This is a genomic window from Paenibacillus sp. FSL K6-2393, from assembly GCF_038002545.1.
Classification (GTDB): domain Bacteria; phylum Bacillota; class Bacilli; order Paenibacillales; family Paenibacillaceae; genus Paenibacillus.
On record NZ_JBBOCU010000001.1, the window covers coordinates 364,642 to 389,497 of the forward strand.

Annotated in this window: 21 protein-coding genes; 17 read left to right on the plus strand and 4 right to left on the minus strand. The window is 48.5% G+C overall.

Annotation, left to right across the window (positions count from 1 at the left end; translation table 11 throughout):
• Positions 1–148 precede the first annotated feature (148 nt).
• The 6 genes from MHI14_RS01625 to MHI14_RS01650 all read left to right on the plus strand — a co-directional run bounded on the left by MHI14_RS01625 (position 149) and on the right by MHI14_RS01650 (position 7,174).
• Positions 149–1,558 (plus strand): MATE family efflux transporter, encoded by a 1,410-nt coding sequence (locus MHI14_RS01625; protein WP_249913758.1) that lies wholly within the window; start codon positions 149–151, stop codon positions 1,556–1,558.
• A gap of 179 nt (positions 1,559–1,737) precedes the next feature.
• Complete coding sequence (locus tag MHI14_RS01630) at positions 1,738–2,634, plus strand: helix-turn-helix transcriptional regulator (RefSeq protein WP_341129756.1); 897 nt, start codon at positions 1,738–1,740, stop codon at positions 2,632–2,634.
• 85 nt (positions 2,635–2,719) lie between these two features.
• The gene (locus MHI14_RS01635; protein ID WP_341129757.1) at positions 2,720–3,571 is read left to right on the plus strand and encodes an Rpn family recombination-promoting nuclease/putative transposase; all 852 of its coding nucleotides are present in this window, start codon (positions 2,720–2,722) and stop codon (positions 3,569–3,571) included.
• A gap of 213 nt (positions 3,572–3,784) precedes the next feature.
• Complete coding sequence (locus MHI14_RS01640; RefSeq protein ID WP_047840845.1) at positions 3,785–4,495, plus strand: response regulator transcription factor; 711 nt, start codon at positions 3,785–3,787, stop codon at positions 4,493–4,495.
• The gene (locus MHI14_RS01645; RefSeq protein ID WP_341129758.1) at positions 4,492–6,006 is read left to right on the plus strand and encodes a sensor histidine kinase; all 1,515 of its coding nucleotides are present in this window, start codon (positions 4,492–4,494) and stop codon (positions 6,004–6,006) included. The genes MHI14_RS01640 and MHI14_RS01645 overlap by 4 nt, the downstream gene beginning before the upstream one ends.
• A gap of 61 nt (positions 6,007–6,067) precedes the next feature.
• Positions 6,068–7,174, plus strand: a complete 1,107-nt coding sequence (locus MHI14_RS01650; protein WP_341129759.1) for a hypothetical protein — start codon at positions 6,068–6,070, stop codon at positions 7,172–7,174.
• Positions 7,175–7,225: 51 nt separating this feature from the next.
• Here the strand turns inward: MHI14_RS01650 and MHI14_RS31085 are convergent, their stop codons facing one another.
• Both MHI14_RS31085 and MHI14_RS01655 read right to left on the minus strand, forming a co-directional pair.
• Positions 7,226–7,333 (minus strand): S-layer homology domain-containing protein, encoded by a 108-nt coding sequence (locus tag MHI14_RS31085; protein WP_445670321.1) that lies wholly within the window; start codon positions 7,331–7,333, stop codon positions 7,226–7,228.
• Complete coding sequence (locus tag MHI14_RS01655) at positions 7,312–8,787, minus strand: tail fiber protein (RefSeq protein ID WP_341129760.1); 1,476 nt, start codon at positions 8,785–8,787, stop codon at positions 7,312–7,314. The genes MHI14_RS31085 and MHI14_RS01655 overlap by 22 nt, the downstream gene beginning before the upstream one ends.
• A 413-nt stretch (positions 8,788–9,200) precedes the next feature.
• On the opposite strand from MHI14_RS01655, the gene trhO reads away from it, so the two are divergent.
• The 7 genes from trhO to MHI14_RS01690 all read left to right on the plus strand — a co-directional run bounded on the left by trhO (position 9,201) and on the right by MHI14_RS01690 (position 17,149).
• Positions 9,201–10,088: an oxygen-dependent tRNA uridine(34) hydroxylase TrhO gene (gene trhO / locus MHI14_RS01660; RefSeq protein WP_062836769.1), complete on the plus strand. Its 888-nt coding sequence runs from the start codon at positions 9,201–9,203 to the stop codon at positions 10,086–10,088.
• A gap of 21 nt (positions 10,089–10,109) precedes the next feature.
• Positions 10,110–10,748, plus strand: a complete 639-nt coding sequence (locus tag MHI14_RS01665) for a helix-turn-helix transcriptional regulator (protein WP_341129761.1) — start codon at positions 10,110–10,112, stop codon at positions 10,746–10,748.
• A 734-nt stretch (positions 10,749–11,482) separates the two neighbouring features.
• Positions 11,483–12,532: an ABC transporter substrate-binding protein gene (locus MHI14_RS01670; RefSeq protein ID WP_133386212.1), complete on the plus strand. Its 1,050-nt coding sequence runs from the start codon at positions 11,483–11,485 to the stop codon at positions 12,530–12,532.
• 171 nt (positions 12,533–12,703) lie between these two features.
• Positions 12,704–13,564 (plus strand): ABC transporter permease, encoded by an 861-nt coding sequence (locus MHI14_RS01675; RefSeq protein WP_051154091.1) that lies wholly within the window; start codon positions 12,704–12,706, stop codon positions 13,562–13,564.
• Positions 13,565–13,566: 2 nt separating this feature from the next.
• Positions 13,567–14,361, plus strand: a complete 795-nt coding sequence (locus MHI14_RS01680) for an ABC transporter ATP-binding protein (RefSeq protein WP_100528246.1) — start codon at positions 13,567–13,569, stop codon at positions 14,359–14,361.
• 193 nt (positions 14,362–14,554) lie between these two features.
• Positions 14,555–15,733 carry a winged helix-turn-helix domain-containing protein gene (locus tag MHI14_RS01685; protein WP_339311288.1) on the plus strand — a complete coding sequence of 393 codons (1,179 nt, stop codon included), beginning with the start codon at positions 14,555–14,557 and terminating at the stop codon, positions 15,731–15,733.
• 69 nt (positions 15,734–15,802) lie between these two features.
• Positions 15,803–17,149, plus strand: a complete 1,347-nt coding sequence (locus MHI14_RS01690) for an MFS transporter (protein WP_341129762.1) — start codon at positions 15,803–15,805, stop codon at positions 17,147–17,149.
• Positions 17,150–17,268: 119 nt separating this feature from the next.
• Here the strand turns inward: MHI14_RS01690 and MHI14_RS01695 are convergent, their stop codons facing one another.
• A complete protein-coding gene (locus tag MHI14_RS01695; RefSeq protein WP_133386209.1) occupies positions 17,269–17,850 on the minus strand; it encodes a hypothetical protein in 582 nt (193 codons plus the stop codon).
• Between the two features lie 30 nt (positions 17,851–17,880).
• Positions 17,881–18,414, minus strand: coding sequence for a hypothetical protein (locus tag MHI14_RS01700; RefSeq protein WP_249913767.1), 534 nt, complete (start codon positions 18,412–18,414; stop codon positions 17,881–17,883).
• 198 nt (positions 18,415–18,612) lie between these two features.
• Here MHI14_RS01700 and MHI14_RS01705 point away from each other — a divergent pair, with 198 nt between their 5' ends.
• The 4 genes from MHI14_RS01705 to MHI14_RS01720 all read left to right on the plus strand — a co-directional run bounded on the left by MHI14_RS01705 (position 18,613) and on the right by MHI14_RS01720 (position 24,851).
• Positions 18,613–19,110 (plus strand): DUF6385 domain-containing protein, encoded by a 498-nt coding sequence (locus tag MHI14_RS01705; RefSeq protein ID WP_133386207.1) that lies wholly within the window; start codon positions 18,613–18,615, stop codon positions 19,108–19,110.
• 46 nt (positions 19,111–19,156) lie between these two features.
• Positions 19,157–20,563 carry a DUF6385 domain-containing protein gene (locus tag MHI14_RS01710; protein WP_235200712.1) on the plus strand — a complete coding sequence of 469 codons (1,407 nt, stop codon included), beginning with the start codon at positions 19,157–19,159 and terminating at the stop codon, positions 20,561–20,563.
• Positions 20,564–20,641: 78 nt separating this feature from the next.
• Entirely contained in the window at positions 20,642–22,924 is a 2,283-nt protein-coding gene (locus MHI14_RS01715) for a glycosyltransferase (RefSeq protein ID WP_341129763.1), read from the plus strand.
• A complete protein-coding gene (locus MHI14_RS01720) occupies positions 22,908–24,851 on the plus strand; it encodes a glycosyltransferase (protein WP_341129764.1) in 1,944 nt (647 codons plus the stop codon). Before MHI14_RS01715 ends, MHI14_RS01720 begins: the two co-directional genes overlap by 17 nt.
• The last annotated feature ends 5 nt before the right edge of the window (positions 24,852–24,856 follow it).

The window sequence follows — 24,856 nt, forward strand, 5'->3', positions numbered from 1 at the left end:
ACAGACACGGAGCTTGATGAAAACACTGAAAATACCTATTTATGGAATTGCAAAAAACTTTCAACTATTTTCGCAAAACTACTGCATTTTCAAACTACCTGTGCTAACATACCCTAAGAATTAAAGCCCACATGGGAAAGGTGAGAAAATGACAGCAATATCCTCAACCAAAGAGTCCCTTCGTTCTGATGCCAAGGATCTGAATCTGATTCGACTGACATGGCCTATTTTCTTGGAACTCTTCTTATTTATGTTGATGGGGAGCGTGGATACGCTCATGCTCAGCTCGGTATCCGATAATGCGGTCTCCGGCGTTGGAGCAGCCAATCAGATTATTTCTATCGCTATCCTTGTACTGGAAGTCATTGGACATGGTGCTGCGATTGTAGTCGCACAATATATCGGATCGAAAAAGTTAAGTGAAGCAGCACAAGTTACAGGTAATGCGATCACACTGAATCTTATCGTAGGTCTGGTCCTGAGCGGGATCTTCCTTCTGTTCGGAGGACAATTGCTAACACTTCTGAACATTCAAGGCGAAATTTATGATTTTGCCCGTTCGTATATAAATATCGTCGGTGGCGGTATCTTCCTCCAGGCACTCATTAATGCGCTGGCTGCGACGATTCGTACACATGGTTACACCAAAGAAACGATGTATGTTGCTGTATTCATGAACGTGATTCACGTTGTTGGTAACTATGCATTGATCTTTGGTCACTTCGGCCTGCCGAAGCTTGGGGTGGAAGGGGCGGCCATCTCCACGGTGGGAAGCCGGTTTATCTGCCTGCTGATCTTCTTCTGGTTGTTGTATCGTGTGAGCGAGGTACGGGTGGATTTCGAATACTACATTAAGTTGTCCAAACATTTTATTGGCAAAATTCTGCGGATTGGCATTCCGTCTGCGATGGAATCCATGGTATATCATTCCTGCCAACTCGTGTTCACGCTGTATGTGACCTATCTGGGCGCAGAAGCTATGGCAACCAAACAGTATGCGGGTAATATCTCCAGCTATATCTACTTGTTCAGCATGGCGATTGGTATGGGGACATCGATCATTGTAGGCCGGCTTGTGGGTGCGCGGCGCAAAGACGATGCGTACAAACGTGTTTTTGACAGTGTAAAATGGGCCCTTCTGGCCACGGTTATCATTGATGTAATCATCATTTTTTTCCGTGTGCCTCTGATGAGCATATTTACGGATAATCCGGAAATTATCAAGCTGGGGGCTCAAGTAATTTTGCTCAGTCTTTTGCTCGAAACCGGACGTACCTGCAATATTGTAATCATTGGTTCCCTGCGTGCGGCAGGGGATGCAAAATTCCCGGTATACATGGGGCTGATCTCCATGGTCTGCATGAGTCTGCCACTGGGGTACCTGCTCATATTCCAGCTTCATCTGGGGCTCGCTGGTGTGTGGCTTGCCATTGCGGCGGATGAGTGGACGCGTGCGGTCATTATGTACTTCCGCTGGAAGAGTAGAGCTTGGGAGAAACATGAATTGGTGGAGCATGATGACGAAGAGGTTGGTGCACAGCCGGTACCGGCTGTCTGACGAAGAATGTTGTGCGAATAGATAAATGGAGAGTCAATTACGGATAGGATTCCTTCCGTGATTGGCTCTTTTTTGCGTTCCGGGATAGAGGCAATCCGAAGTGAAGATAGCAAAAATGATCAAAACGGTGACGACATCATTCACGTATAGTAAGGATATGGAAGGGGGCTTTACCTCAGTTGAGCCGTTACCGTGCAATGATTCAGCAAAGTTTGTTCTATATTGAGACTCATCTGCATGAGCAGATCGGGCTGGAAGAAGTGGCATCCGAGGCGTTGTTGTCGCCATATCACTACCACCGGGTTTTCCGTAATGAGGTGGGCATGACCGTGGTGGATTATATCCGCAATCGCCGGATGAGTCTGGCGTCCACGACTCTCCGATCGACGGAGACGGGCATTTTGGACATCGCTCTGGCATGTGGCTTTGAGAGTCAGGAAGCCTTCACCCGTGCATTTCGTAAATTATATGGCATGCCACCAGGACGTTTTCGCAAATTGTTCGATCTGAAATTATTCGAAGGAAGAACCAGAGGAGGAGAACTACAGATGAATCAGACGTCAACGATTACAGGTTGGATGTTAACCGGAAGTCATCCGCAAAATTATGAGATGGGCATTGATCCGGCCGAAGTGCATCAGGGGAAAGCTTCAGGATATTTGAAGGCAGTTACGCCGATGGAGCCTAACGAGTTCGCAACAATGATGCAGCAGTTCAGAGCGGACAAGTATGTGGGTAAGCGGATGAAGTTATCGGGATTTGTGAAGACCGAACGTGTGGAGGCGTTCTGCGGATTATGGATGCGTGTGGATAATAACGTCCATGACGTACTTCAATTTGATAACATGCATGATCGGCCAATTACGGGTACGCAGCCATGGAATCAGTATAATATTGTGCTTGATGTGCCGGAGGGCAGCGCAGTCATTTCATTCGGGGTTATTTTAAACGGTAAAGGAAAAGTGTGGGTCGACAGCTTCCGCTTCGAGGAGGTTGATCTGAACACACCGCTGACACATATGGAGACAGAGTACGAGATGTCGGACAAGCCGCTGAATCTGTCATTTGAGGAGTAAATGCAATATATGTGCAGATCCATTATCAAGCTGAGGCTATATGGGAACTATGATATAATGCTGGTGAGAATGGAGCTGATGCTGAGTGAAGGAATTACTCGATCCACGAGTAGATTTTGTGTTCAAACGCATTTTTGGAAGTGAGCAAAACAAAGATGTTTTGTTAGCTTTTCTGAACAGCACGTTTATAGAGACCGGCGAATCTCCTCTTACGGAGATCAATGTGGTTAACACGTATACAGATAAGGATAGCCCAGAGGATAAACAATCCATTCTGGATATTAAAGCAAAGACGGTAGAAGGCAAACTAATTAACATTGAAATGCAGCTGTTTAACCCGTATAACATGGAGAAAAGGACGTTGTTTTATTGGAGTGAGATGTACTTTCATCAGATAAAAAAGGGCGAAAACTATAGTCTACTCAAAAAATGCGTGACTATTAATATCCTCAATTACTCCTGTTTGGATAATGAGCGATATCACAATGTTTTTCATTTACGAGAAGATCATACAGGTATTGGTTTGACAGATGATATCGAAATACATGTGATGGAACTAACCAAATTAGATCAGTATTCTGTTCCGATGGAAAAAGGCGGACTCGTGAATTGGTTATTATTCCTGAAGGGAATAGATACATCAAACTGGGAGGTGTTGGCCATGAATGAACCGATGTTGAAAAAGGCGATGGATACGCTGGAATTTCTGAGTCAGGATGCGTCCACCAGAATGGCCTACGATGCTCGAATGAAAGCATTGAGTGACGAAAAATCGATGATTGAAGGCGCACGAGCTGAAGGTGCAGCCAAGGGTAAGTTGGAAGGCAAGAGAGAAATGGCCCGTGAATTACTTACACTTGGCGTAGATCTCTCTGCTATAGTTAAAGCATCTGGACTCTCCGAAGATGAAATTAAGAAGTTGTTGCCTAAACAGTAACATGAATTGAGAATCTATAGATTAAGGGCTGATCCAAACATGGGTTGGCTCTTTTTGTTGCCTTTAGGGTATAAAGAAAGTAGAGCCAAGTCCAAGCTGAGAAGATGCAAGTCTCTCATACAAATTGCAAACTCATCCATAGATAATTCCCACGGACCTTGCTAACATAGACCCATAAACTAACTCATGACATAGATAAAGAGGATGAATCCCATGAATAAAAAAGTGCTCGTGGTAGATGACGAATCAAGTATCGTCAGTGCCATTGCTTACGCGCTGCGGCGCGAAGGATATGAAGTAGATACTGCGAGTGACGGTGAAGAGGCCTTGGTTAAGGTCGCATCGTTTCACCCACAGGTCCTGATTCTGGACGTGATGATGCCAAGGCTTGATGGATACGGCGTATGCCGCAGGCTGGAGGACCGCGAGGATATCGGCATTATTTTGCTGACCGTCAAAAATGATATCGTGGACAAAATCGTTGGCCTGGAAATGGGCGCCGATGATTACATGACCAAACCATTCGAGATCCGTGAACTGCTCGCAAGGGTGAAAGCGCTCATGCGCCGTGTCGAGAAAAGCAGTCCACCACCTGACGATTCGAAGAATCAGGCCATCGTGAATGGCACACTGCGTATTCATGTTGCTCACCGCACAGTGACCGTGAATGAGGAGAAGCTGGATCTGACACCAAAAGAGTTCGACCTGCTGACCATTCTCATGTCCAATCCCGAGCGTGTGTACACACGAGACGATCTGCTGGACCGGGTCTGGGGCATGGAATATGCAGGTGGGACACGGACCGTGGACATTCACATCCAGCGTTTGCGCAAGAAAATCGGGGATACAGATCAGCAAAAATTGCAGACCGTGTACGGGATTGGTTACAAAGCTTCTGCGCCTGAAACAGGCGGGGCCATATGAGAGTCAGCATCAAGCTGAAGTTCAGTGTTTTTCTGGCAGCCTTGCTTATCCTGACCGTGGTTGTGCTTAGTTCACTGGTTCTGCGCGGTATTGAACGCAATCAGCAGTCACAGATTGAGGGTATTCTGTCCCAACAGACACGGCTGGTCAACTTGAACGTGAGACAAGCCTACTATACGGAGTCCGTTCATCTCGAACAGGACGTTTTTTTACAACAAAACGGCCGCAGGCTTGCACAGGAACTAGCCAATTCTACCGGATTGCCGATAGCGCTCTATGATATGAATGGCCAGCAAGTCGGTTCATCGATCAGCTCCGGGGAGAGTGCGATTGTTCAGGATACGCTTAACTATGCACTGCAAAATAAAATTGCCTATCATGAACAAGGGGATACCTTGCTCTATGCCGCACCACTGGACGGTCCGGATGGACAGATGGGTGCTGTATGGATGCAATATCCGGTCCAAAGCTACCATGAATTCTATACTCGCATCCTTCAATTGTTCATATGGGCCGGAATTACTGTTGTTGCGCTGAGTTTCATATTAGGTTATCTGTTCTACAATCGGTTTGCCGTTGCGATTACCCGGCTGAAGAGGTCCGCAGATTTCATTCGAGAAGGGAACTACATTACGGAGTCTCCTGTAAGGCGCAAGGATGAATTGGGAGAGCTGGGGCAGGGCATTTATTATATGAGTACATCCATTCAGCAAAATATCACAGCCATGCATGCGGAGCAGCAGAAGCTGCAACTGGCGATAGAGAAGTTGCAGGCGCTGGAACAGCAGCAGAAACAATATATCGGTAACATCAGCCATGAGTTCAAGACACCGCTGACATCGATCAAAGCTTATGTGGAGCTGCTCGACATGTATAAGGATGATCCGCAACTGCTTGATGATGCCACGAGTAACATTGGCAAAGAAACGGAGCGGCTGTACGAGATGGTCGAGAAAGTACTACATTTATCTGCTATGGAGAAGTATGACTTCGAGAACCAGGCCGAAGATGTTGAGGTCAGTGCTCTGCTGGAGGATGCCTGTGGCCGGATGCGTGGAAAAGCGGAGAAGTTCGCGCTGAATATGGAACTGGATCTTGAACCGGCGGTGATCCGCAGCGATCGGGAGAGTCTTATGCATATTTTCATCAACATGCTGGATAATGCGATCAAATATAACGTTCCGGATGGTGTGATCCGGGTGGAGAATGAACTGCGGATGCAGGAGCGTCAAGCGGTCATTCGCATCTATAACTCGGGTACGCCGATTCCGGCAGAGGCGCGGGAGAAGATTTTTGAACCCTTTTATACTGTGAACAAAGACAGGGCCAGAAAAACCGGTGGAACCGGACTGGGACTATCTCTCGTAAAGCAGTTTGTTGAAAAACAGGGCGGTACAATCACCTTGTTACCAAGCAATCCGGGCGATTCAGAGGATAGTGAAGGTGTGACGTTTCAGCTCATTTTCCCTTTGGCTGATTCAAGTTTACAAGTTCGAAACAAGTCTGAATAACTTTGGAAGTATGCCATGTGTATGCTTGGTCTTATAGAAGAGAAACCAGGGGGGGACCATGATGAATTGGAAACAAGCAGCTTTGGGGACGTTCGGGGCCATTGCTCTGTTAACAACAGCAGCATGTGGGGGAACAACAGAGCCGGGGGGCAATGCACAAGGCGGGAAAACGGGCACCGATATTACAGTAAAAGATAATACCAACACGTCCGTGTACCAGAGCTTCAAGTTGGAGAAAATTGATAAATTGCCGAATATGCGTGGAATTGCATGGCTTAGTGATGATTGGATTGTATCCGACAAGGAGAACAAGTCCTTGAAACCCGTCACGGTTGAAGGTCAGGAAAGATACCCGCATAACTTATATATGTATGATCTAACCAAAGGTACAGATACGCCGCTCAAGGAAAGTGAAGTCAGCCTGGGTGCACCGCTGGTGTCACCGGATGGTCAGTACCTGTTCTACCGGGAGCCGGAGGAAAATACGGGCAAAGGCTACTTCCTGAACCTGCATAACGGGGAGACAACCCCTGCTGGTAAGGAGGATGGCTTCATTCAAGAGGGCGCGTGGCTGGATAATGAACATGTCGTTTTCCCCGATATGAAGGGTGATCTGATCTCTGCAAGTGTGGACGGTACAACGAAAGTACTGGTGGAGACGGGCAATTTCAATGTGCGGAGTATCAAAGTGTCAGGCAATATGCTCTATTATATTACGGGCGAGGACGGCCAGTTGAATGCATACGATGTGAAGACGGGTGACGTGAAACAGGTGCTGAAAAGTGTGGAGTGGGTCATTCCTTCTAATGATGGAACAAGGCTTGCGATTGTGAAAAGAACAGCGGATACCAAACGGGCGCTGGTGCTCACCGATCTGGAAGGCAATGAAAAAGCCACGCTTGCCAGAGGCACGCAGATCTTCGGCACAAGCTGGTCGGGTGATGATTCCAAGATTGCGTATACGATCAATTCTGAGAATGATAATGAGAAAGGACTATTTGTCTCCAACACGGAGTCGGCAGAACAGTTCCAGATCTCAGCGGATATGGATAACGCCTCTGACCCGCTCGCCTGGAGTCCGGAAGGCAATAAAATCCTGTTATCGCAGGCGGTATTGGAGAATGAATCGTATCACTTTGTAACCTCGGTCATTACGATCTCGGAATAAAACAATCAGAAAAGCCTGTTCCCGGAAGGAACAGGCTTTTAGATATATGCACTAATTTTTTGCGTTCAACAGTAGTTTGACTGCTTCTGCACGCGTGGTTTTATCACTTGGAGCAAATGTATTCAGCCCTTTACCGTTCAGTATTCCGGCTTTTTGCATGCCAGCGACAGCTGCTTTGGCCCAAAGCGGAATCTGTGCGTCGTCTGTGCTGTCCCCTCATTAAAGGTGATGGTCGGGCTTGCATCGTATATTCCATCATTGATGACACCCGTTACAACAGGAGGGACCGTATCAATGGAAAAGTGGACTGTTGTACTGCCAATGTGGTTGGTTACCACCAATGTGTAATCTCCATCTTCTGTAACCGGAGTGCCGCTAGTGAATGCAGAACCATTCAGGAGTGCTGTACCGCTATTAAATGTAGGCGTGACCGTTTGATTATATATACCCTCGTCTGTTACCCCGCTGACGATCGGCACCAAGTCCTGCTGAACTGTTATGGTAACTAACGCAGGATTACTCGTACCCCATTGATTGGTGGCACTATAAGTAAAGCTGTCATTACCCACATAATTGTTATTCGGCGTGTATACAAACGAACCGTTAGCATTAAGGGTCAGAGTACCGTTCATGGGCGCACTTCTCAGTACGGCAGCAGAAGAATCACGATCATTTTCTAGTAGACCCGGAGAGTTGATGGTCAGCGGGGTGTTCTGCTTGGTTGTGTAACGATCCTCTACTGCATTGGGCAGGGGATTATTGCTAACCGAAGGGAATACGCCTGTCTTGGAAACGTAGTAGACCAATGGCGACTGGTCACTATTTAATTGAGGCAATTTAAAGTCGGTTAAACCATTGCCTCCAAATTTATTGCCTATTAGGCTAAACAAGGGTTGGTTATTGGTGGTGGCAAGTAAGGATCCATCCGCCAATGCCCAGTTGTCTAGTGGGATCTTTACCAATAAGGGAATGATTTCACCTATATATTCATAGTAGTCAGTTCCCCTATTCTCGGCATGGTAAGTCGGATCAACAGATATGGCATAATGGATGATATCACCCTTGATTTTGGGTAACGTGGGTAACCGGAATGTCTCCAGACCGTCTCCACCGAAGGTTGTACCAATCATCTGATACAAATCGTTGTATTGAGAGATAGGGAGATATTGACCATCGGCAGCCAACCAGCCGCTGGGGGTAAAGTAATACGGGAACAGGCGAACCTCACCAAGCACAGCATTTCCTGCACCGTACATACCCTCTTCACGGGAAGGGAACTTCTCTCCATTAATGGATATGTAATAGCCCATTCCCTCGGGTGCGGCGTCTGTAAGGTCAGGTAGTGCAAATGTGCTTTTGCCGTCCCCGCCATAGTTGACGCCCAGCAACGAGAAAAGGGCCGTATTCTGAGTGATAGACATGTTCTGTCCGGCAGCATACATCCAACCGGAGGGAGCCCCATTGTAAGGGAATAACTGAATTTCACCAATATAGGGTTTTGCTCCTGCTGCATCGACCTTTTGGACAAGGTAGGAGTTGGTTCCCAACCCACTCAGTCCAATTAGAACGACCAGACATATCATGCTTACTTTTCTGAACAGTGTTAAACTCACGTTCTCATCCCCATTTTCCTCCTAATATGTTCACCGTATGCTTGCTCCCATCCACTTCTTTTGCTAGTCGGTGTGGGTAAGCCATATAATGATGAGCATAGTTTAATGGATATGAAAGCAAAAATGAATACGATTTTAGTTCAAATTCGAAATATTTTTTTTGATTTTCCAGAGACAAATCATTTATGGTTGAAATGTTCCATATCTTTCATCCCTTTCTATACATTTATATTGACTAAGCTATTCCGCTTCCGATAAACTAGAATGCAGGAATAAAAGTCGAATGTCAGGCAGCAGTTCGAGACGATGTTTCGGGCGGCTGTTTATTTTCTTTTTAACAGTAAGGGTGCAACGTAGTCGTCTTGCCGGATGATCCGGCTAATAACAACATGGAATAGGAACAGGTGATATACATGTGTAACAGCGCGTACCGCGTGCTTTTATATTATAAGTTCGTGAAGATTGAAGACCCTGAGACGTTTACACAAGAGCATCTGCAATACTGTAAGGACCTCGGTGTGAAAGGCCGTATTCTGATCGCATCCGAAGGCATTAACGGTACGGTATCCGGAACTCCTGAACAGACGGAACAGTATATGAAAGACATGCATGCCAACCCGCTGTTCAGCGATATGGTGTTCAAGATTGATGATGTGGAAGAGCATGCGTTCAAAAAAATCTTTGTCCGTCACAAAGCAGAGCTGGTTACGTTCCGCGTGGACGAAGACCTTGATCCAAATGTGATTAGTGGCAAACGCCTTTCACCGAAAGAGTTCCATGAACATCTGCAACGTGATGACGTTATCGTTATCGATGGTCGCAATGATTATGAATACGAAATTGGTCACTTCCGCGGGGCTATTCGTCCAGATGTTGAGTCATTCCGTGAGTTTCCAGAGTGGATTCGGGAGAACCTGGGTGACATGAAGGACAAAACGATTATTACCTATTGCACGGGCGGCATTCGCTGCGAGAAGCTGACTGGGTTCATGATCAATGAAGGATTCCAGGACGTGGCTCAATTGGACGGCGGTATTGTCACGTACGGTAAAGATCCTGAAGTACAAGGCCATCTGTTTGATGGCAAGTGTTACGTGTTTGACGAGCGAATCTCTGTACCGATTAACCGGACAGACGAGGATATTGTCATTGCCAGCTGTTATCACTGTGGAACGACACATGACCGATATATTAATTGTCCAACCTGCAACCTGCAGCATGTAAGCTGTGAGGATTGCGAAGAGACGCATAACCGCTTTTGCTCGGATGCCTGCCGGGAGGCAGCACCGGTACACGCATAAGCAGGAGAGCAGGTGCTGATCGTGAAGCGCGAAGAGGAACGAACGACGCGTGAACGGATTTTGTTCATGCTGAAGCAGCAAGGTACATTGACCGCGAGGGAAATGACAGCTGATCTGGGTCTGACCGGCATGGCCATTCGCCGTCATCTGACGGCACTGGAGCAGGACGGATGGATCGAGGTTCGGGAGGCCCGGGCTACGGCCGGACGTCCGTCCTCGGTGTACCAATTGACGGTACGCGGGGACAGCTTTTTTCCAAAATCATATTCGTCCCTTACGCTGGAACTTCTTGAAGAATTGTCTGACTCTGCCGGTAGCGGTGTGGTGGATGCATTGTTCGAGAGTCGCCGGGACAAGCTGCTTCGTAGCGGATTGCCACAGATGGAGGGCCAGGATCTGGCCGGACGGGTGGAGGAACTCGCGCGAATCCAGAATACCAACGGATATATGGCGGATGCGTCCAGAGATGCAGATGGAACCTACGTCATTACGGAAATGAACTGCCCGATTGTACAAGTCGCGAGTGTCTACAAGCAGGCTTGCCGCTGTGAACTGGAACTGTTTCGCTCGCTACTTCAAGCTGAGGTAGAGCGTACCGAATGTTACGCCGATGGCGGCAAAAGGTGCAAGTATGAGATTCGCGAAGCATCAGGGAATTAATAGGGTGAAAGTTTGAAAAAAAGATAATAAAAGATATTCAAAGTGTAAAGAAGAAGAGATGGTATCGAGTTTCGTCGAGGCCATCTCTTTTTTTATATCCTGCGTTACGTGAAACTGTATGAAAGGAATTTCTCTAACGAACCCTGTAGACGCTATTTTCCTCTCCAAGGATCTTTTCGAAATTTAACGAATCGTAAAGGCGTTATTTTGCTTAATTTGGCCGATTCTCGGTATAAAATCCTAATATTAGAATGAATAACGATTCTGAGGTTCGTTGGAATTTGTATACCGTGATTTTCTCCCAAATAAGATGTCTCGGGTTCGTTAGCGCTTGAAGAAATGGCAATTCTATTGTTTGGTGTTAACACGTTGGCTTGGTACAGCTGGTCAACGTGAAGCGCTAAGCTCATTACAGCTTCTTGACGAGCCATTCGCATAACTTGCGGGTTGCTTTTTTGCCGTTATGTAATGTTTTCTATCACAACCATACGATGAAACTAAATTGGAAGCGGTTCAACCATTGACGGATATCGGGACGCCCCTTAATATTAGGGGAACAATAAAACACCAACACGGGTCATGGACTTCAGTCGCATGAGAAAAGTCTATATTTGTCTGCTTTTGTCGATCAAAGCAACAATGCGTTGAAGCGTTTGTTTTGTCCCGCCCTATCGTGTCAATGGAATCTCGATAAGGGTAACCACATTTTATAAGATGGAGAGGGGTTCTCACACATGAAAAAGAAATTTTGGATGTCACTGATGATGGTTGCTTCAATGATCGTTGCGGCAGGTTGCGGAAATAACAGCGGTACAGGCACGGAATCCGAAGGATCGGGAAGTACAACAGGTGGAGGCAGCGAGGAAAAATCATACCAGATTGCCATCTCGCAGATTGTTGAACATCCATCCCTGGATGCTACACGCGAAGGTTTCATCGCAGCCCTGAAGGATGCGGGCATTGAAGAAAACAAGAACCTCAAAATCGATTACAATAACGCGCAGGGTGATTCGACGAACAACCTATCCATTTCACAGAAAATCTCGGGTGATTCCAAAAATGATCTCGTACTCGGAATCGCAACACCATCTGCGCTGGCTCTGGCTCAACAAGTGAAGGACAAGCCATTGCTGTTTGCAGCGGTAACGGACCCGTTGGGTGCCAAACTGGTGACCGATATGGACAAGCCGGGCGGCAATGTTACAGGTGCATCCGACACGAATCCGGAGGCTATCGTACAATTGGCTGACTTTATCGCTAAAAATCTGCCGGATGTGAAAACGGTAGGTTTGGTCATTAACGAAGGTGAACCAAATGCGGTGGTTATGGCAGATAACGCAGAAAAAGCGCTCGCAACACATAATATCAAGCTGGTGAAAGCACCAGTTACGAATACATCTGAAGTAAAACAGGCAACGGATTCTCTGGTTGGCAAAGTAGATGCCTTCTACATTACACTTGATAATTCTGTCGTGAGTGCGGTTGATACGATCATCCAAACGGCGAACAGTAATAAAATTCCGTTCTTTTCCAGTGATCGGGATACCGTTGAAAAAGGAGCTTTCGCAACGGTTGGCTTCAAATATTATGACCATGGATATCAGGTTGGTGAGATGGCCGCGGACATTCTGAAAAATGGTACGAATCCTGGTGATATGAAAGTCACCGTTCCGGACAAGCTGGATCTGATCCTGAACCTGAAAGCGGCTGAAGCCCAAGGTATCACGGTTACGGATGAGATGAAAGCGGAAGTAAAAGACCAGGAAAACAACATTATTCAATAGAATCTGAGATTGATTCAATAATCTGACCGGAGTGTAAACCGGCTGTATGGATGCGAGGCGAACATGCAACGGGTTCGCCTCATTCTTTTCGATAGACAGGGAGGAAGTAGCGTGAGTATAAGCTGGAATTCAATTGAAGGAGCAATCGAGCTGGGGCTTTTATATGCACTGATGGCACTTGGTGTATATATTACGTTCCGCATACTCGATTTTCCTGACCTTACCGTAGACGGAAGTTTTACAACAGGAGGCGCAATCGCGGCGGTTATGATCTCCAATGACTTCTCTCCTTGGCTCGCCTGTTTGGCGGCAATGGCTGGCGGCATGGTGGCCGGGGCTTGTACAGGTCTGCTTCATACCAAAGGCAAAATCAACGGATTGTTATCCGGGATTTTGATGATGATCGCGCTTTACTCCATTAATATGCGTATTCTTGGCGCACCGAATAAATCCATTATGGGCATGGACAATCCATTCTCGGGTGAACATGTCATGGTACTAATTATCATCGTGGTGCTGGTGTTTAAAATCATGCTCGATCTGTTCATGAAAACAGATGTTGGACTGGCACTCCGCGCGACAGGTGATAACAAACGCATGATTCGCAGCTTTGGTGCAAATACGGATGTGACTACGATTGTAGGTGTCAGCTTATCCAATGGATTGGTTGCCCTGTCTGGTGCATTCATTGCACAGCAATCAGGTTTTGCGGACATCACGATGGGCATCGGTATGATCGTTATCGGACTGGCTTCCGTGATTATCGGTGAGGCCATTCTTGGTGCAAGAACGGTATTCTGGGCTACACTTGCAGCGATCGTTGGTTCAATCATTTACCGGATTGTGGTCGCGCTTGCCCTTCAAGTCGAATGGTTCGATACATCTGATCTGAAGTTGATCACCGCGGTGATCGTCATTATTGCTCTTGTATTCCCAACGATGCAGCGCTCCATGAAGCAGCGAAGTCTGGCTCGCAAACGAACAGAAGAGTTGATGCGATCCGGGGGTCATCAGGCGAAGGGAGGTATGTGATCATGCTGGAGATTACGCAAGTAACCAAGCTGTTCAACCCAGGCACAACGGATGAGAAGACCGCGCTGGTTGGCGTGAATCTGACGATGAATCCGGGAGATTTTGTGACGGTGATTGGCAGTAACGGAGCCGGTAAATCCACGTTGATGAACATCATTTCGGGTGTGATGAAGCCGGATATGGGCGATGTACTGATCAATGACCGCTCCATTAAAAATCTGCCGGAGCATAAACGCAGCAGCTGGATTGGCCGGGTGTTTCAGGACCCGATGGCAGGTACAGCACCACATATGTCCATTGAAGAAAATATGGCGATGGCATATAAACGTGGCAAAGGACGCGGACTGGGCTTCGGAGTTACCCGTGCCAGACGTGAGATTTTCAACACGCAACTGGAGAAGCTGGGAATCGGACTGGAGAAGCGTCTCAATGCAAAAGTGGGGCTTTTGTCTGGCGGGGAGCGGCAGGCACTTAGCCTGTTGATGGCTACGTTTACCCAGCCGCAGATTTTGCTACTGGATGAGCATACGGCAGCTCTTGACCCTTCACGTGCCGAACTGATCACGGAACTGACGGAGACACTTGTGCGTGAGATGAGACTGACTACATTGATGGTGACGCACAATATGGAGCAGGCGATTCGTCTGGGGAACCGTCTGATTATGATGGACAAAGGACGAATTATTCTGGATGTCAGCGAAGAGCGCAAACGTACGTTAACCGTGCCTGAGTTGCTTGGTGAATTCGAACGGATTAGCGGCAAAAAAATGGCAGATGATCGTGTCGTACTGGGTTAAGGCAAGGTAATACTTGTTGGAAGAACAGATATACGTAGCGTCTACAATTTAGCTATCTATAAGATAAACGATAAAAAAACCTTTTGCGTTCTCGCAAAGGTTTTTTTTGTGGTATGTTGAACACGTTGAAGAAAATGGAATGAATCTATATTATTTTGGAATAGCGAATTATACATAGTAGGAGGACCCTGACATGTCTTTGCAATGGGATGAAGGGACATATACGGTCACGCGGCGAACGGAATCCATTCGCCTGCTCGCCAAGGAATTTGCACTGCTGCATTTTCTGTATGAAAACAAGGAAAAAGCCTTCACCCGCAGTCAACTGCTGGATCGGGTATGGCCGCTGGAATATCCGGTTGAACGCACCGTGGACGATCATATCTATCGCCTGCGCAAGAAATTGAAACGCTGGGATGAGATCAGTCTGGACACGGTACGGGGCTATGGATACCGGCTTGCTGTGCAGAAGAACAAGTCCGCTCTACCCGCTAGCCCTTCTGCTCAGGACCCAGAAATGCAGGAAGTCATTCACGGATTACTTCGTAAATATCACTTGTTTGGGCAGGGAAATGCCATACAGACCCTGGTTCAACAGCAAGAAGCGCTTGGCATTCAGATTGTCCCGTATTATCAGTTGTATATTCATTTTATACAGGGAGATCTGGAATGGCTGATTACAACGAAAGAAATCGCTTTTGAAGAGCGCTTATACTGGTTATTGATCTTTGTTCATTCGCTAATTGAACCATCAGAAAGCTTACCTTTGTATGAGCAGGCATTGAGTTCATCTGCATTATCTGCCGATCAGCTTCGCGAACTCCGCATTCTGAACATCGTTGAAGTCTATGTAGAGGTGGGCCAGTATCAACGTGCCAAAACGCAGCTTGAAGAAACGTATCGTGTAATAGAGACTGACGAGCTCAAGAATTTCAGACTGCCTGTAGCACTTGCAGCGTTGTATGTGGAACTGTGGGGTGGCAGCGGTGAAGCTATTGAGGCCCAGATGGCAGTCCTGCGAGCGGGATTGAAGGATGCCCCGTATCTGCGAGAGATCGGACGTTTTCAGGTGATGGAGGGCTTATGGTTACTTCGGCAAGGACGAGTTCGTGAGGCAGAGTTAAGAATGGATGACGGTCTGGATGTATTGAAAATGTCGCTGAACGCACCGCTATATCTGAATGCTGCATATCAGATTCTCCTATTCCTGGGTCATCATCGAATCGAAGGCAGACTTCGGAGTAAGTATCGTCAAGTGTACGCTGAGATCGGCAAAAGTTACGGTGTTCCCTTATATGGACAACAAATTGCAGATGAAGTACGTAACTTTTTATCTCCTACCTCCCCATCCTCTGATCTTCCTCTGATATAACTCCTTTATGATTACAGCCAAGGAACATACAGACCACAAGCGGCTGTAATCAAGGGAGGAAATACAAGTATGACCGTCATTTCAAATGAACCCACATCCAATGAACCCACCGAATCACCCGCCTCATCTGCGCAATCTTCCAAAAGCTTATGGACCAACTTCCGGTTTGTCCGCATGTTTATCGCATACTCGCTGGCTACGTTTGGAGATTGGTTCGATGCACTCGCCATCCAGGTGATGGTGGCCTACCGTTGGGGCGCCGATCCGCTGATCATTGCGCTTATTCCTGTATGTATGGCTGTCCCGGGTATACTGCTGGGCTCCTTTGCTGGTGCCCTTGCTGATCGACTGCACAAAGTGAAAATCATGATCCTGTGTGATGTGATCACCGTGGGATTAACCGTTGCTATTTTATTCGCACCAAGCCCGGCATGGTTGCTTCCGCTTCTTGCTCTGCGGGCCATGATGGGAGTTTTTCACGTTCCAGCTCAGCAGGCGTTAACCCGTCAGGTGGTGGCAGAGGAGCATCTGTTTCAGGCATCGTCCCTAAACGGTTTTGTGAGCCAGTGTTCGAAAGTGGCGGGACCACTTCTGGGTGCAGTCATTTTGGCCTTTTTCTCACCACAAATCTGTATTGTCATTAATGCCTGTACCCGCCTGTTGTCGGGTGTGGTATTATGGCCCTTGCGGCGTTTGGTGGAGAAGTCGGAGTTCGTTGAATCAGACGGAAGTGCTAATAGTGAAAAGGATGGATCGGAATCCTTGTTCTCCCAATGGAAGCAAGGCTGGCATTTTATACGGAGCACTCGCACCGTGCTGAGTACGATTTTGTTCGGCTGTTTTGGACTGATGGCCATTCTTATGATTGATTATCAGTTTACGACCCTGTTTCGAGAGATCAAGCCAGGTAACGAATCACTGCTCGGCTGGTTGGGGTCGTCGGCAGGAGCAGGGGCAGTAGTCATCATTTTGTTATTAAATCGTTTGCCGAGAATTGGGTATGGGTGGGGACTGGGTGGAGGATATCTGTTCGTGGGTGCCGGAATTGCTGCGCTGGGGTGGATCGGCCCACAAACACCTGAAATTTGGGTTATTATCTGGGGCCTCTGCATTGGGCTGGGTAATGGGCTCTTTATGGTAACTCTGAATTATTTGTTGCAAAAAGAGACCCCTCCTGCCTATGTAGGGCGCGTCTTCGGCATTCAAAATTCACTATCCAGTGTTGTACTGGTCGTAGCTCCACTTGCAGGTGGAGCGCTCATCCGAGTTGCAGGGCCGAGCCCTACCTTTCAATATATCGGTCTCGCTACGCTGGTGATTGGTCTTGCCGGCATACTGCTGCAACGCATTTTGTGGGAGGGAAAGCAACCTCTCGTGTCTGAAGCCAAAGAGATCATTCCGCAGGAATCGGCCTGATAGCCTTTGCCCGGACATTTTTAAATATCATTACATCTACAATATAACGAACAGCCGCTTTCGGTACTCATCCGAAGGCGGCTGTTTGCACATTGCATTGTTAAGCACGATTGAGCGAATTACACTTCCCACCAAGCAAAATAAGCAGTAGAGGCCATCAGTCCACCAACCGAAAGTGATCCGCTGACAGAGAGGTTAATAGCTTGACCCGGAGGAACCACGTAACGGCCAAATTCATTGGATAGAAACGGCCCTGCTTGAAGGGGCATAGCCATCAATGGGGTCGCTCCTGAAGGCGCAGCAGCAGAGAATCGTACGATGGCTACGCTGGTATTGCTGCTGGAAAGATTGCTGTTTACCGGCGTGAGTGTGGTGGGCGATGTCAGTGTTCCATTAGCGCTCAGACTCATGGAACCGCTGAAGGATGACAACAGATTCAGTGCAACCGTGATTCCACCGGAGAGTCGTGATACGTATAGGGTTTTCCCACTCCCTGCTGGATTGGCCAATTGTACGGTGGCGATAACCGTTCCTCCCAGCAAGCCCAGTGTTGTGGAGTTGGTGGAACCCGCATTGTACAGATTGCCTGTACTGCCAGCATTATTCTCCGGAGGTGCAACAATGCCTGGAGAAATATACGTGTTTGTGTTGGACGTATAGACGGGCTGGCTTAACGGGTTGAATACATTATTGTTTGGCAATGTGTGCACCTCCTTTTATCAGGATCAAACTCAGAATTCCCACCAGAACAGATTAATGGCTGCCGTCTGATTCCCCGTGCCTACGCTAATGGATAATGTTTGTCCCGGTGGCACAATAATGGAGCCATTCAGATCCAGTGAAAAAATTCCTGCGGTGAGCGGAATACTTGCAATACTCGTGAAGGTTCCCCCCAGAGTACCAGTATTTTGCCTTGTGGTAACTACACTGGCATTGGTATTGCCCAGTAATGTATTGACGGGCACTGGTGTGCTACCAACAGTCACGGTTCCTCCTGAATAGATAACAAGAGTAGCCGCCGCTGTTGTGCCTCCTGTGAGGCTGGATATGCGTATTGTTCGGCCGCTGCCGGCCGCATTCAAGATCTGTAGAAGAAGGTTCTGGTTGGAAGGAATCGAGGTATTGTTGGTCGTCAGGGCAAAAAAGCTGCCTGCAGCAGCTGCACCGCTGTCTGGTGACGCTTCAATGCCGGGGGCTGAGAAGGTATTGGTCAGTTGAGTAAACAGGGGACGATTGGATTGGTTGAATACATTATAGTTGGTCATCTCATCCACCTCCCATAGACCAGTTCATTTGAGCAACATTCCGATTGATTCGCATTTCATTGTACTTGCAGTGTATGTGAAAAGAAGCAAAATGGATTGGGGACTGAGCCGTATATCTGGAAATAACGGCAGATGCCGTGCCCGCATATACAAACCGGGCATACGATGCGTAAGCACATTTTTTAAGGGGAAATCGAGATGAGTCGAACAGCGAAGCGAAGCAAGAAGAGAACGAAGCAACCAACTAAATATGTCAGTCGCCGCCGCTCCCGTCATTCCTGCCGCGCTAAATTGCTGAAACCCCCTTGTTCCCGGATTACTCGTCCCCGGTTCAAGCAGGGTGCTTCCTCACGCACGAAACTCCCTGGTGCTATTCATTGTTTTACAGAGCATACGTATGTCGGAGCCGAAACCAGTAGCAGCATGGATTCACTCCCGGCACAAGACACCTCATCACTCAGCATGTATACCTATGGCGTTGTGAATCGGGGAAAACATCCGGCTCTTGTACAGATCCAGATCAGCCCCAATGCCGTAGATTATGCTGTGGACAGCCAGGAGGTGGTCGCGGGAGGCCAGACCAAAGCGCTGGTACCATTGCGATTTTTGCACTATACCCGGCTTGCAATTCGATCCGTTGAACCGGATCAACCGACCCGGCTCGATGTTTACTTTCAGGCACAGCGTATGCCATAAGGGAGTTATGATCTCACAGATTTGACCAGGGAGGAGGACGAGGCACATGCCTAACTTTACAACGTTTAATACGAATCCGGATAATCTGAGAACGTTGATTTTCGGCCAGGATAGTACAGGCACAGCCCAGCCTGTCAGAACGGATACGAGCGGGAACGTGGTTGGTATTATTTTGGACGGAACCATCAGTAACATCTCAGGTCTGACCACGGTTACAATTAACGCCGGAACCATTACCAACATTCTGAACGGAACCATCACAAGTGTACTTGGAGCGACGATCACGGCAGGTACGATCAACAGTGTGCTTGGAGCCACAGTTACAGCGGGTACATTAACGAATTTGCTAAATGGTACGATCACCAGTGTATTGGGTGCAACGATTACGGCCGGAACGATTACCAGTGTACTCGGGGCAACCGTAACAGCAGGAACACTCACGAACTTGCTGAATGGTACCATCACGAGTGTACTCGGAGCCACGGTGACCGCAGGAACACTGACGAACTTACTGAATGGTACGATCACAAGTGTACTTGGGGCGACGATCACAGCTGGAACGATCACCAGTGTACTCGGAGCTACGGTGACCGCGGGAACACTGACGAACTTGCTGAATGGTACGATTACCAGTGTATTGGGAGCGACGATTACCGCCGGAACGATCACGAGCGTGCTCGGGGCCACGGTGACCGCAGGAACGCTGACGAACTTGCTGAATGGTACGATTACGAGTGTATTGGGAGCGACGATTACCGCCGGAACGATCACGAGTGTGCTCGGGGCCACGATTACAGCGGGTACCATCACAGGTATACTCGGAGCGACAATAACCGCAGGAACACTGACGAACCTGTTGAACGGAACCATTACCAGCGTACTCGGTGCAACGGTAACAGCGGGTACGTTGACGAACTTGCTGAATGGTACGATCACGAGTGTATTGGGAGCAACGATTACCGCAGGAACACTTACAAACTTATTGAACGGAACCATCACAAGCGTACTTGGCGCAACGGTAACTGCAGGGACGTTGACAAATCTGCTGAATGGTACAATTACCAGCGTGCTCGGTGCTACAATAACCGCGGGAACACTTAGCAGTGTTACGTCCATTTCACAGAAGAGTTTTCAGGAGTCCCAACTCATAAGCACCCCGACCGCAAACACCTTCACAGCGCTCCCGGCGGTTACGACCAGTGTATTTGGCACGTATTCTTTCTTTGTATATAACCGGGGGCCGGGTGTGAACCGGGTAGATGCTCTTGTTGAGATTAGCGCCAACGGAACAAACTGGTACACGGATGTGACGACAGTAACGGGCATTTTGTCCGGGTCAGTGGATGTATTGGTACCGCAGCGTTTTCTCAAATATACGCGTCTTTCCTACCGCTCCAGCCTAATCGGCGCACCAAGCACGATTGATGTGTTCTTCAATGGACAAGGCACATAACCCATTTATTTGTCATATAGGTACATGGAGTTCCTTTGGTGGACTTCATGTACTTTTTTGTATTGGAGGTGGTTGGATTTGAAGAACCGTTTACTTGGAATTCATATGATTGTGCAAAATGAAGAACATCACCTGCCCCGCTGTCTCGACAGCTTGAAGCATATCAGCACGGAATGTTTTATCACCGATACTGGCTCATCTGACCGTACACCCGAGATCGCCAGAATGTACGGAGCAACGGTGTTGCACGCCTGTTGGGAAGATGATTTTGCCCATGCACGAAATATCAGTCTGCCTCTGGCGAGCACGGAATGGGTCCTGTGTTTGGATGCGGATGAGTACGTTACGCAGGGATTGGAAGAACTGCTGAATTATTTACCTAAAGTCCATAAAAGCATTTCGAGATTACGTATTGCCATAGAGAATCGATACGGTGAAGGGGTAGAAGAGAGCGTTATCTCTCAGCCAGTGAGGCTGTTCCGTGCTCATCAGGGATATCGATACAAGGGGCGTATTCATGAGCAATTGGTTCGTAGTAGCCCAAGCAGGCTTGGCCAGGATGAGGCTATTGATATGAATAAGAGCGAGACCTATACGGATGAACAAAGCCAATTGATCGAGACTGAACCGCTTGCTCCACTATGTCTGGTTCATGATGGATATCTGGCCTCAACGATTGCGCAAGAGCATAAGCCAAGACGTAATTTGAAACTGATTGAACGTGAATTACAGGATGACCCGAAACCGCCTTTTCACTTGTACAATCTGGGAGTAACGTATTGCCAGCTTGGTCAGGTCGAAAAGGCAATTGAAGCGTTCCGTGAATCATTGCGCCTGACAGAGTCGCTCGCGCCATATCGTTCTACACTGGTTAGAGATTATGCAAAGACCCTTGTAGGATCGGAACATTTTGACGAGGCACATGCCATTCTGGCGGTGGAAAGGCAGCGTTATCCATCCTATGCTGATCTGCACCTGTTGTATGGGGAGACGTTGGAGCAGCAAGGTTTGGAGGAACGTGCATATCAATCCTATGCACGAGCAACGAACTGCCGGGAGGGAATAGACCGTGTTGGACACAGTGATGGCAGTAGCGCGGTAGGCACGTCATACGTAACAGAAGCAGGTTCAGACAGTTACAGAGCCTATACCGCCATGGCAAGACTTGCGCAGAAACGGGGATTCCTTAATGAGTCTGCACATCTGTACGGGCTGGCTCTGGACAGCATGTTCACATATGCCCCGGCATGGGCAGGGTTGGCAGATGTGCTGCAACAATCCGGTGAAACGGATGCGAACATAGCAGAAACATTGCTTGCCAGATGCCGAGGAATCAAGGAATCGGGCCGCGGTGATTCGATTCGTGGTGAAATGCCACATTCATATGCAGTGAAGAATGAGGATCATCTGGTGTATGTGATCTATGTTCTAGCAGGCTGTGGAGCATATGAACAGGCATTGAAAATACTGGATGCAGATGCGCGTACTGCTCGTATACATGTAGCGGATCGAATACATTGGATGTTATGTGCGAATAGGGTTTCCGAAGCACTACAACTGGCAGAAGAACACTGGAGCGTAGGGTGTGTAAATGAAGTCAATCTGCCGGCTGAGCACAGAATGGATTGGGCACTGGCTTGTTGGACCAACGGATTACGATTATCCGAGGCGTTCCTCGCAACTACGCTTCCACAAGAAAAGAACGTATGGAAGGTCATGGATCGACTGCTGAATCAGTTAACCAAAGAGCCGCGAAGCATAAAACCTGCTTCACAAGAACAAAAGCTTATGCAATGGGGTCCGCAGGCAGAGATGGTAGCAGAAAAGGTTGTGCAGCAAGCCGTAAAGACAGGACAGCTTACACTTGCTGAGCAACTGCATGAGTTGCGGGCCATGATGATGCGTGACCATTGGGGAACGGCTATAACTTTACGACGGGAGTTTGCAAGTCTACTGTATCGTCAGGGGTATACCATGGTAGCCGCGAACATCCTCATTCAGTGCATGACCGAGAGTGAACTGGATGCTGAAGGTTTATTCTGGCTAGGTGAAACGCTGTATGCCAAAGGCCACAATGATCATGCGCTGTCTCTGTTCGAGCAGGCTCTGGAGCAGAAGCCTGATATGCGGCAGGCCCGAGCTGGAGCTGCTGTATGTTACATGCAATTGGCAATGGAGGAGATTCGGCAGGAATTGGTTCGTTCTCCGTCGGTAGGGTCACTCGCGGCACAGCATGCTGCACTGGAAAAAAGGCTGCGAACGACCGAAGGCATCCCATGGCGTACGCTTTTCCATGCAAAGGAAAGGAGGAATCAGCTTGCGAGCGGAACGAATTTCCCTATGCATGATCGTGAAGGATGAGGAAGAGTTGCTGCCTCATTGTCTTGCCAGTGTCCAGGGAGCGGTGGACGAAATTATTGTGGTGGACACCGGTTCATCGGATCGCAGCGCGGAGATTGCGCAGCAATATGGAGCGGTGGTTGTGGGGTTTGAGTGGTGCGAAGATTTTGCCGCAGCACGGAATGCTGGCCTGGAGCGCGCTTCCGGCGACTGGATTCTCTTTCTTGATGCGGACGAGGCGCTCGATAGGGCTGCGCGGGAGCAGATCAGGAGCTGGACGGCGGTCAGCGGATGTGACGGATTGTTTTTAAACATTCATAACTATACAGGTACGGGTCAGCAGGGGGTTACCGTGAATCCGGTTTTGCGTCTCTTCCGTAATGCCCCGGAGCATCGGTTCGAAGGTCGAATTCATGAGCAGATTGCGGCGGCGATTTGCCGTAGGAATTCAGAGGCTGCTTTTCATGTGACGGACATGGTCATCCATCATTATGGGTATCAGACGGCGATTGTGGAGCGCAAAGATAAGGTGAACCGTAATGTTCGCCTGCTGCAACAGGCAGTGGAGGAAGAACCGGATCAACCGTTCCATCATTATAATCTGGGTGTCGAGTATCTGCGTGTGGGGGAAGCGGAGCAGGCATTGGAGACGTTTGGTGTGGCTCGGACGGGAATTGATCCTGCGGTCACCAGTTACGCGCATCTGCTGTTTAAATATGAAATTCGTTGTCTCCAGCACCTGAATCGCTGGCAGGAGGCATTAGATCGCATCGATGCTGCGCTTGAACTCTTTCCAGAGTACACGGATCTGATGCACCATCGCGGGGTGTGTGCAGACGCATTGGGCGATGCAGATCGGGCAGAATATTCGCTCCGTGAAGCTGTTCGCATGGGACCACCTCCACCCATATATCATACGGAAGAAGGCATCGGCACTTATCAGACGTGGTATACGTTAGGGCGATTGCTCGAAGGAAGGGCAGATCTGGAGGGTGCGGTGGATGCTTACGTGGAAGCGGTACGTGCCAAATCGAGTCTGTTACCGCCGCTCTATCGGATATTCCGAATTATGCGAGTCTCCGGGCAGGAACATCAGATTCCAGAGCTGGTGAGGGAGCGCTTTGCGCTCAGTTCGGAAGAGGCTACACACAAAGTATTGGGCATTCTGGAGCAATCTCGTTGTTATGATGCGGCTTTGCAATTGTTATCGGTTATATCCTCACAACCTTCCGCAGAGATGAGGGAGCGTTTATCTGTGGCGGAGGCGATGCTCCAAATCCAACAGGGAAGATGGAACAAGGCGCGTCTGAAACTGGAACCTGTGCAGCGGAAAAAAGGGCTGCTCGCGATCTCGTCTGCTCAATGGCTCGAACGTTTGGAGTGGATAGAAGGCAAGGAAGTCAACGGAGATGATCCATTAACCTTGTGGTTGAAGCTTAGTTCGCAGGTGGGTGAAGGAACGAATGAGGAATCTGCTGTGCAGACAGGGAGAACGGTTGGTCTGAGAGCGACAAAGAAGAAGGATATGAACTCCAGCATGGACGTAACGGTTGCGGGAGCAGAGTATGATGGCTGGCAGGCGCTCGGACTGTTGATGGAAGGATGTGTACAGTCAGGGAGATGGAAAGAGCTGCATAGCCTGATTCAGATGTGTCGACAGCAATTGGCGGGAGAAGGGTTATCGGTGGGAGAGAGCGTTCGAGTGGGAGAGAAGGAGAAAGAGATGGAAGGGAAAAAGGAAAAAGGGCAGATGAGTGACATTGAGTCGTTCCCCGGGGCTTCGGATACCCTGACGGGAACAAGCTGGCTGGTGAAAGGATTGGTCAGTGCTGCGGATCATCATCTGGAGGTGTTCGCTCAGCATGCAGATGGACAGAAGCACCGTTGTTGGCCTGTCGTTCAGCATATTCGGCTGGAGTTGCCGGGAGCGGACGGGTTTGAGAGCTGAGAGGG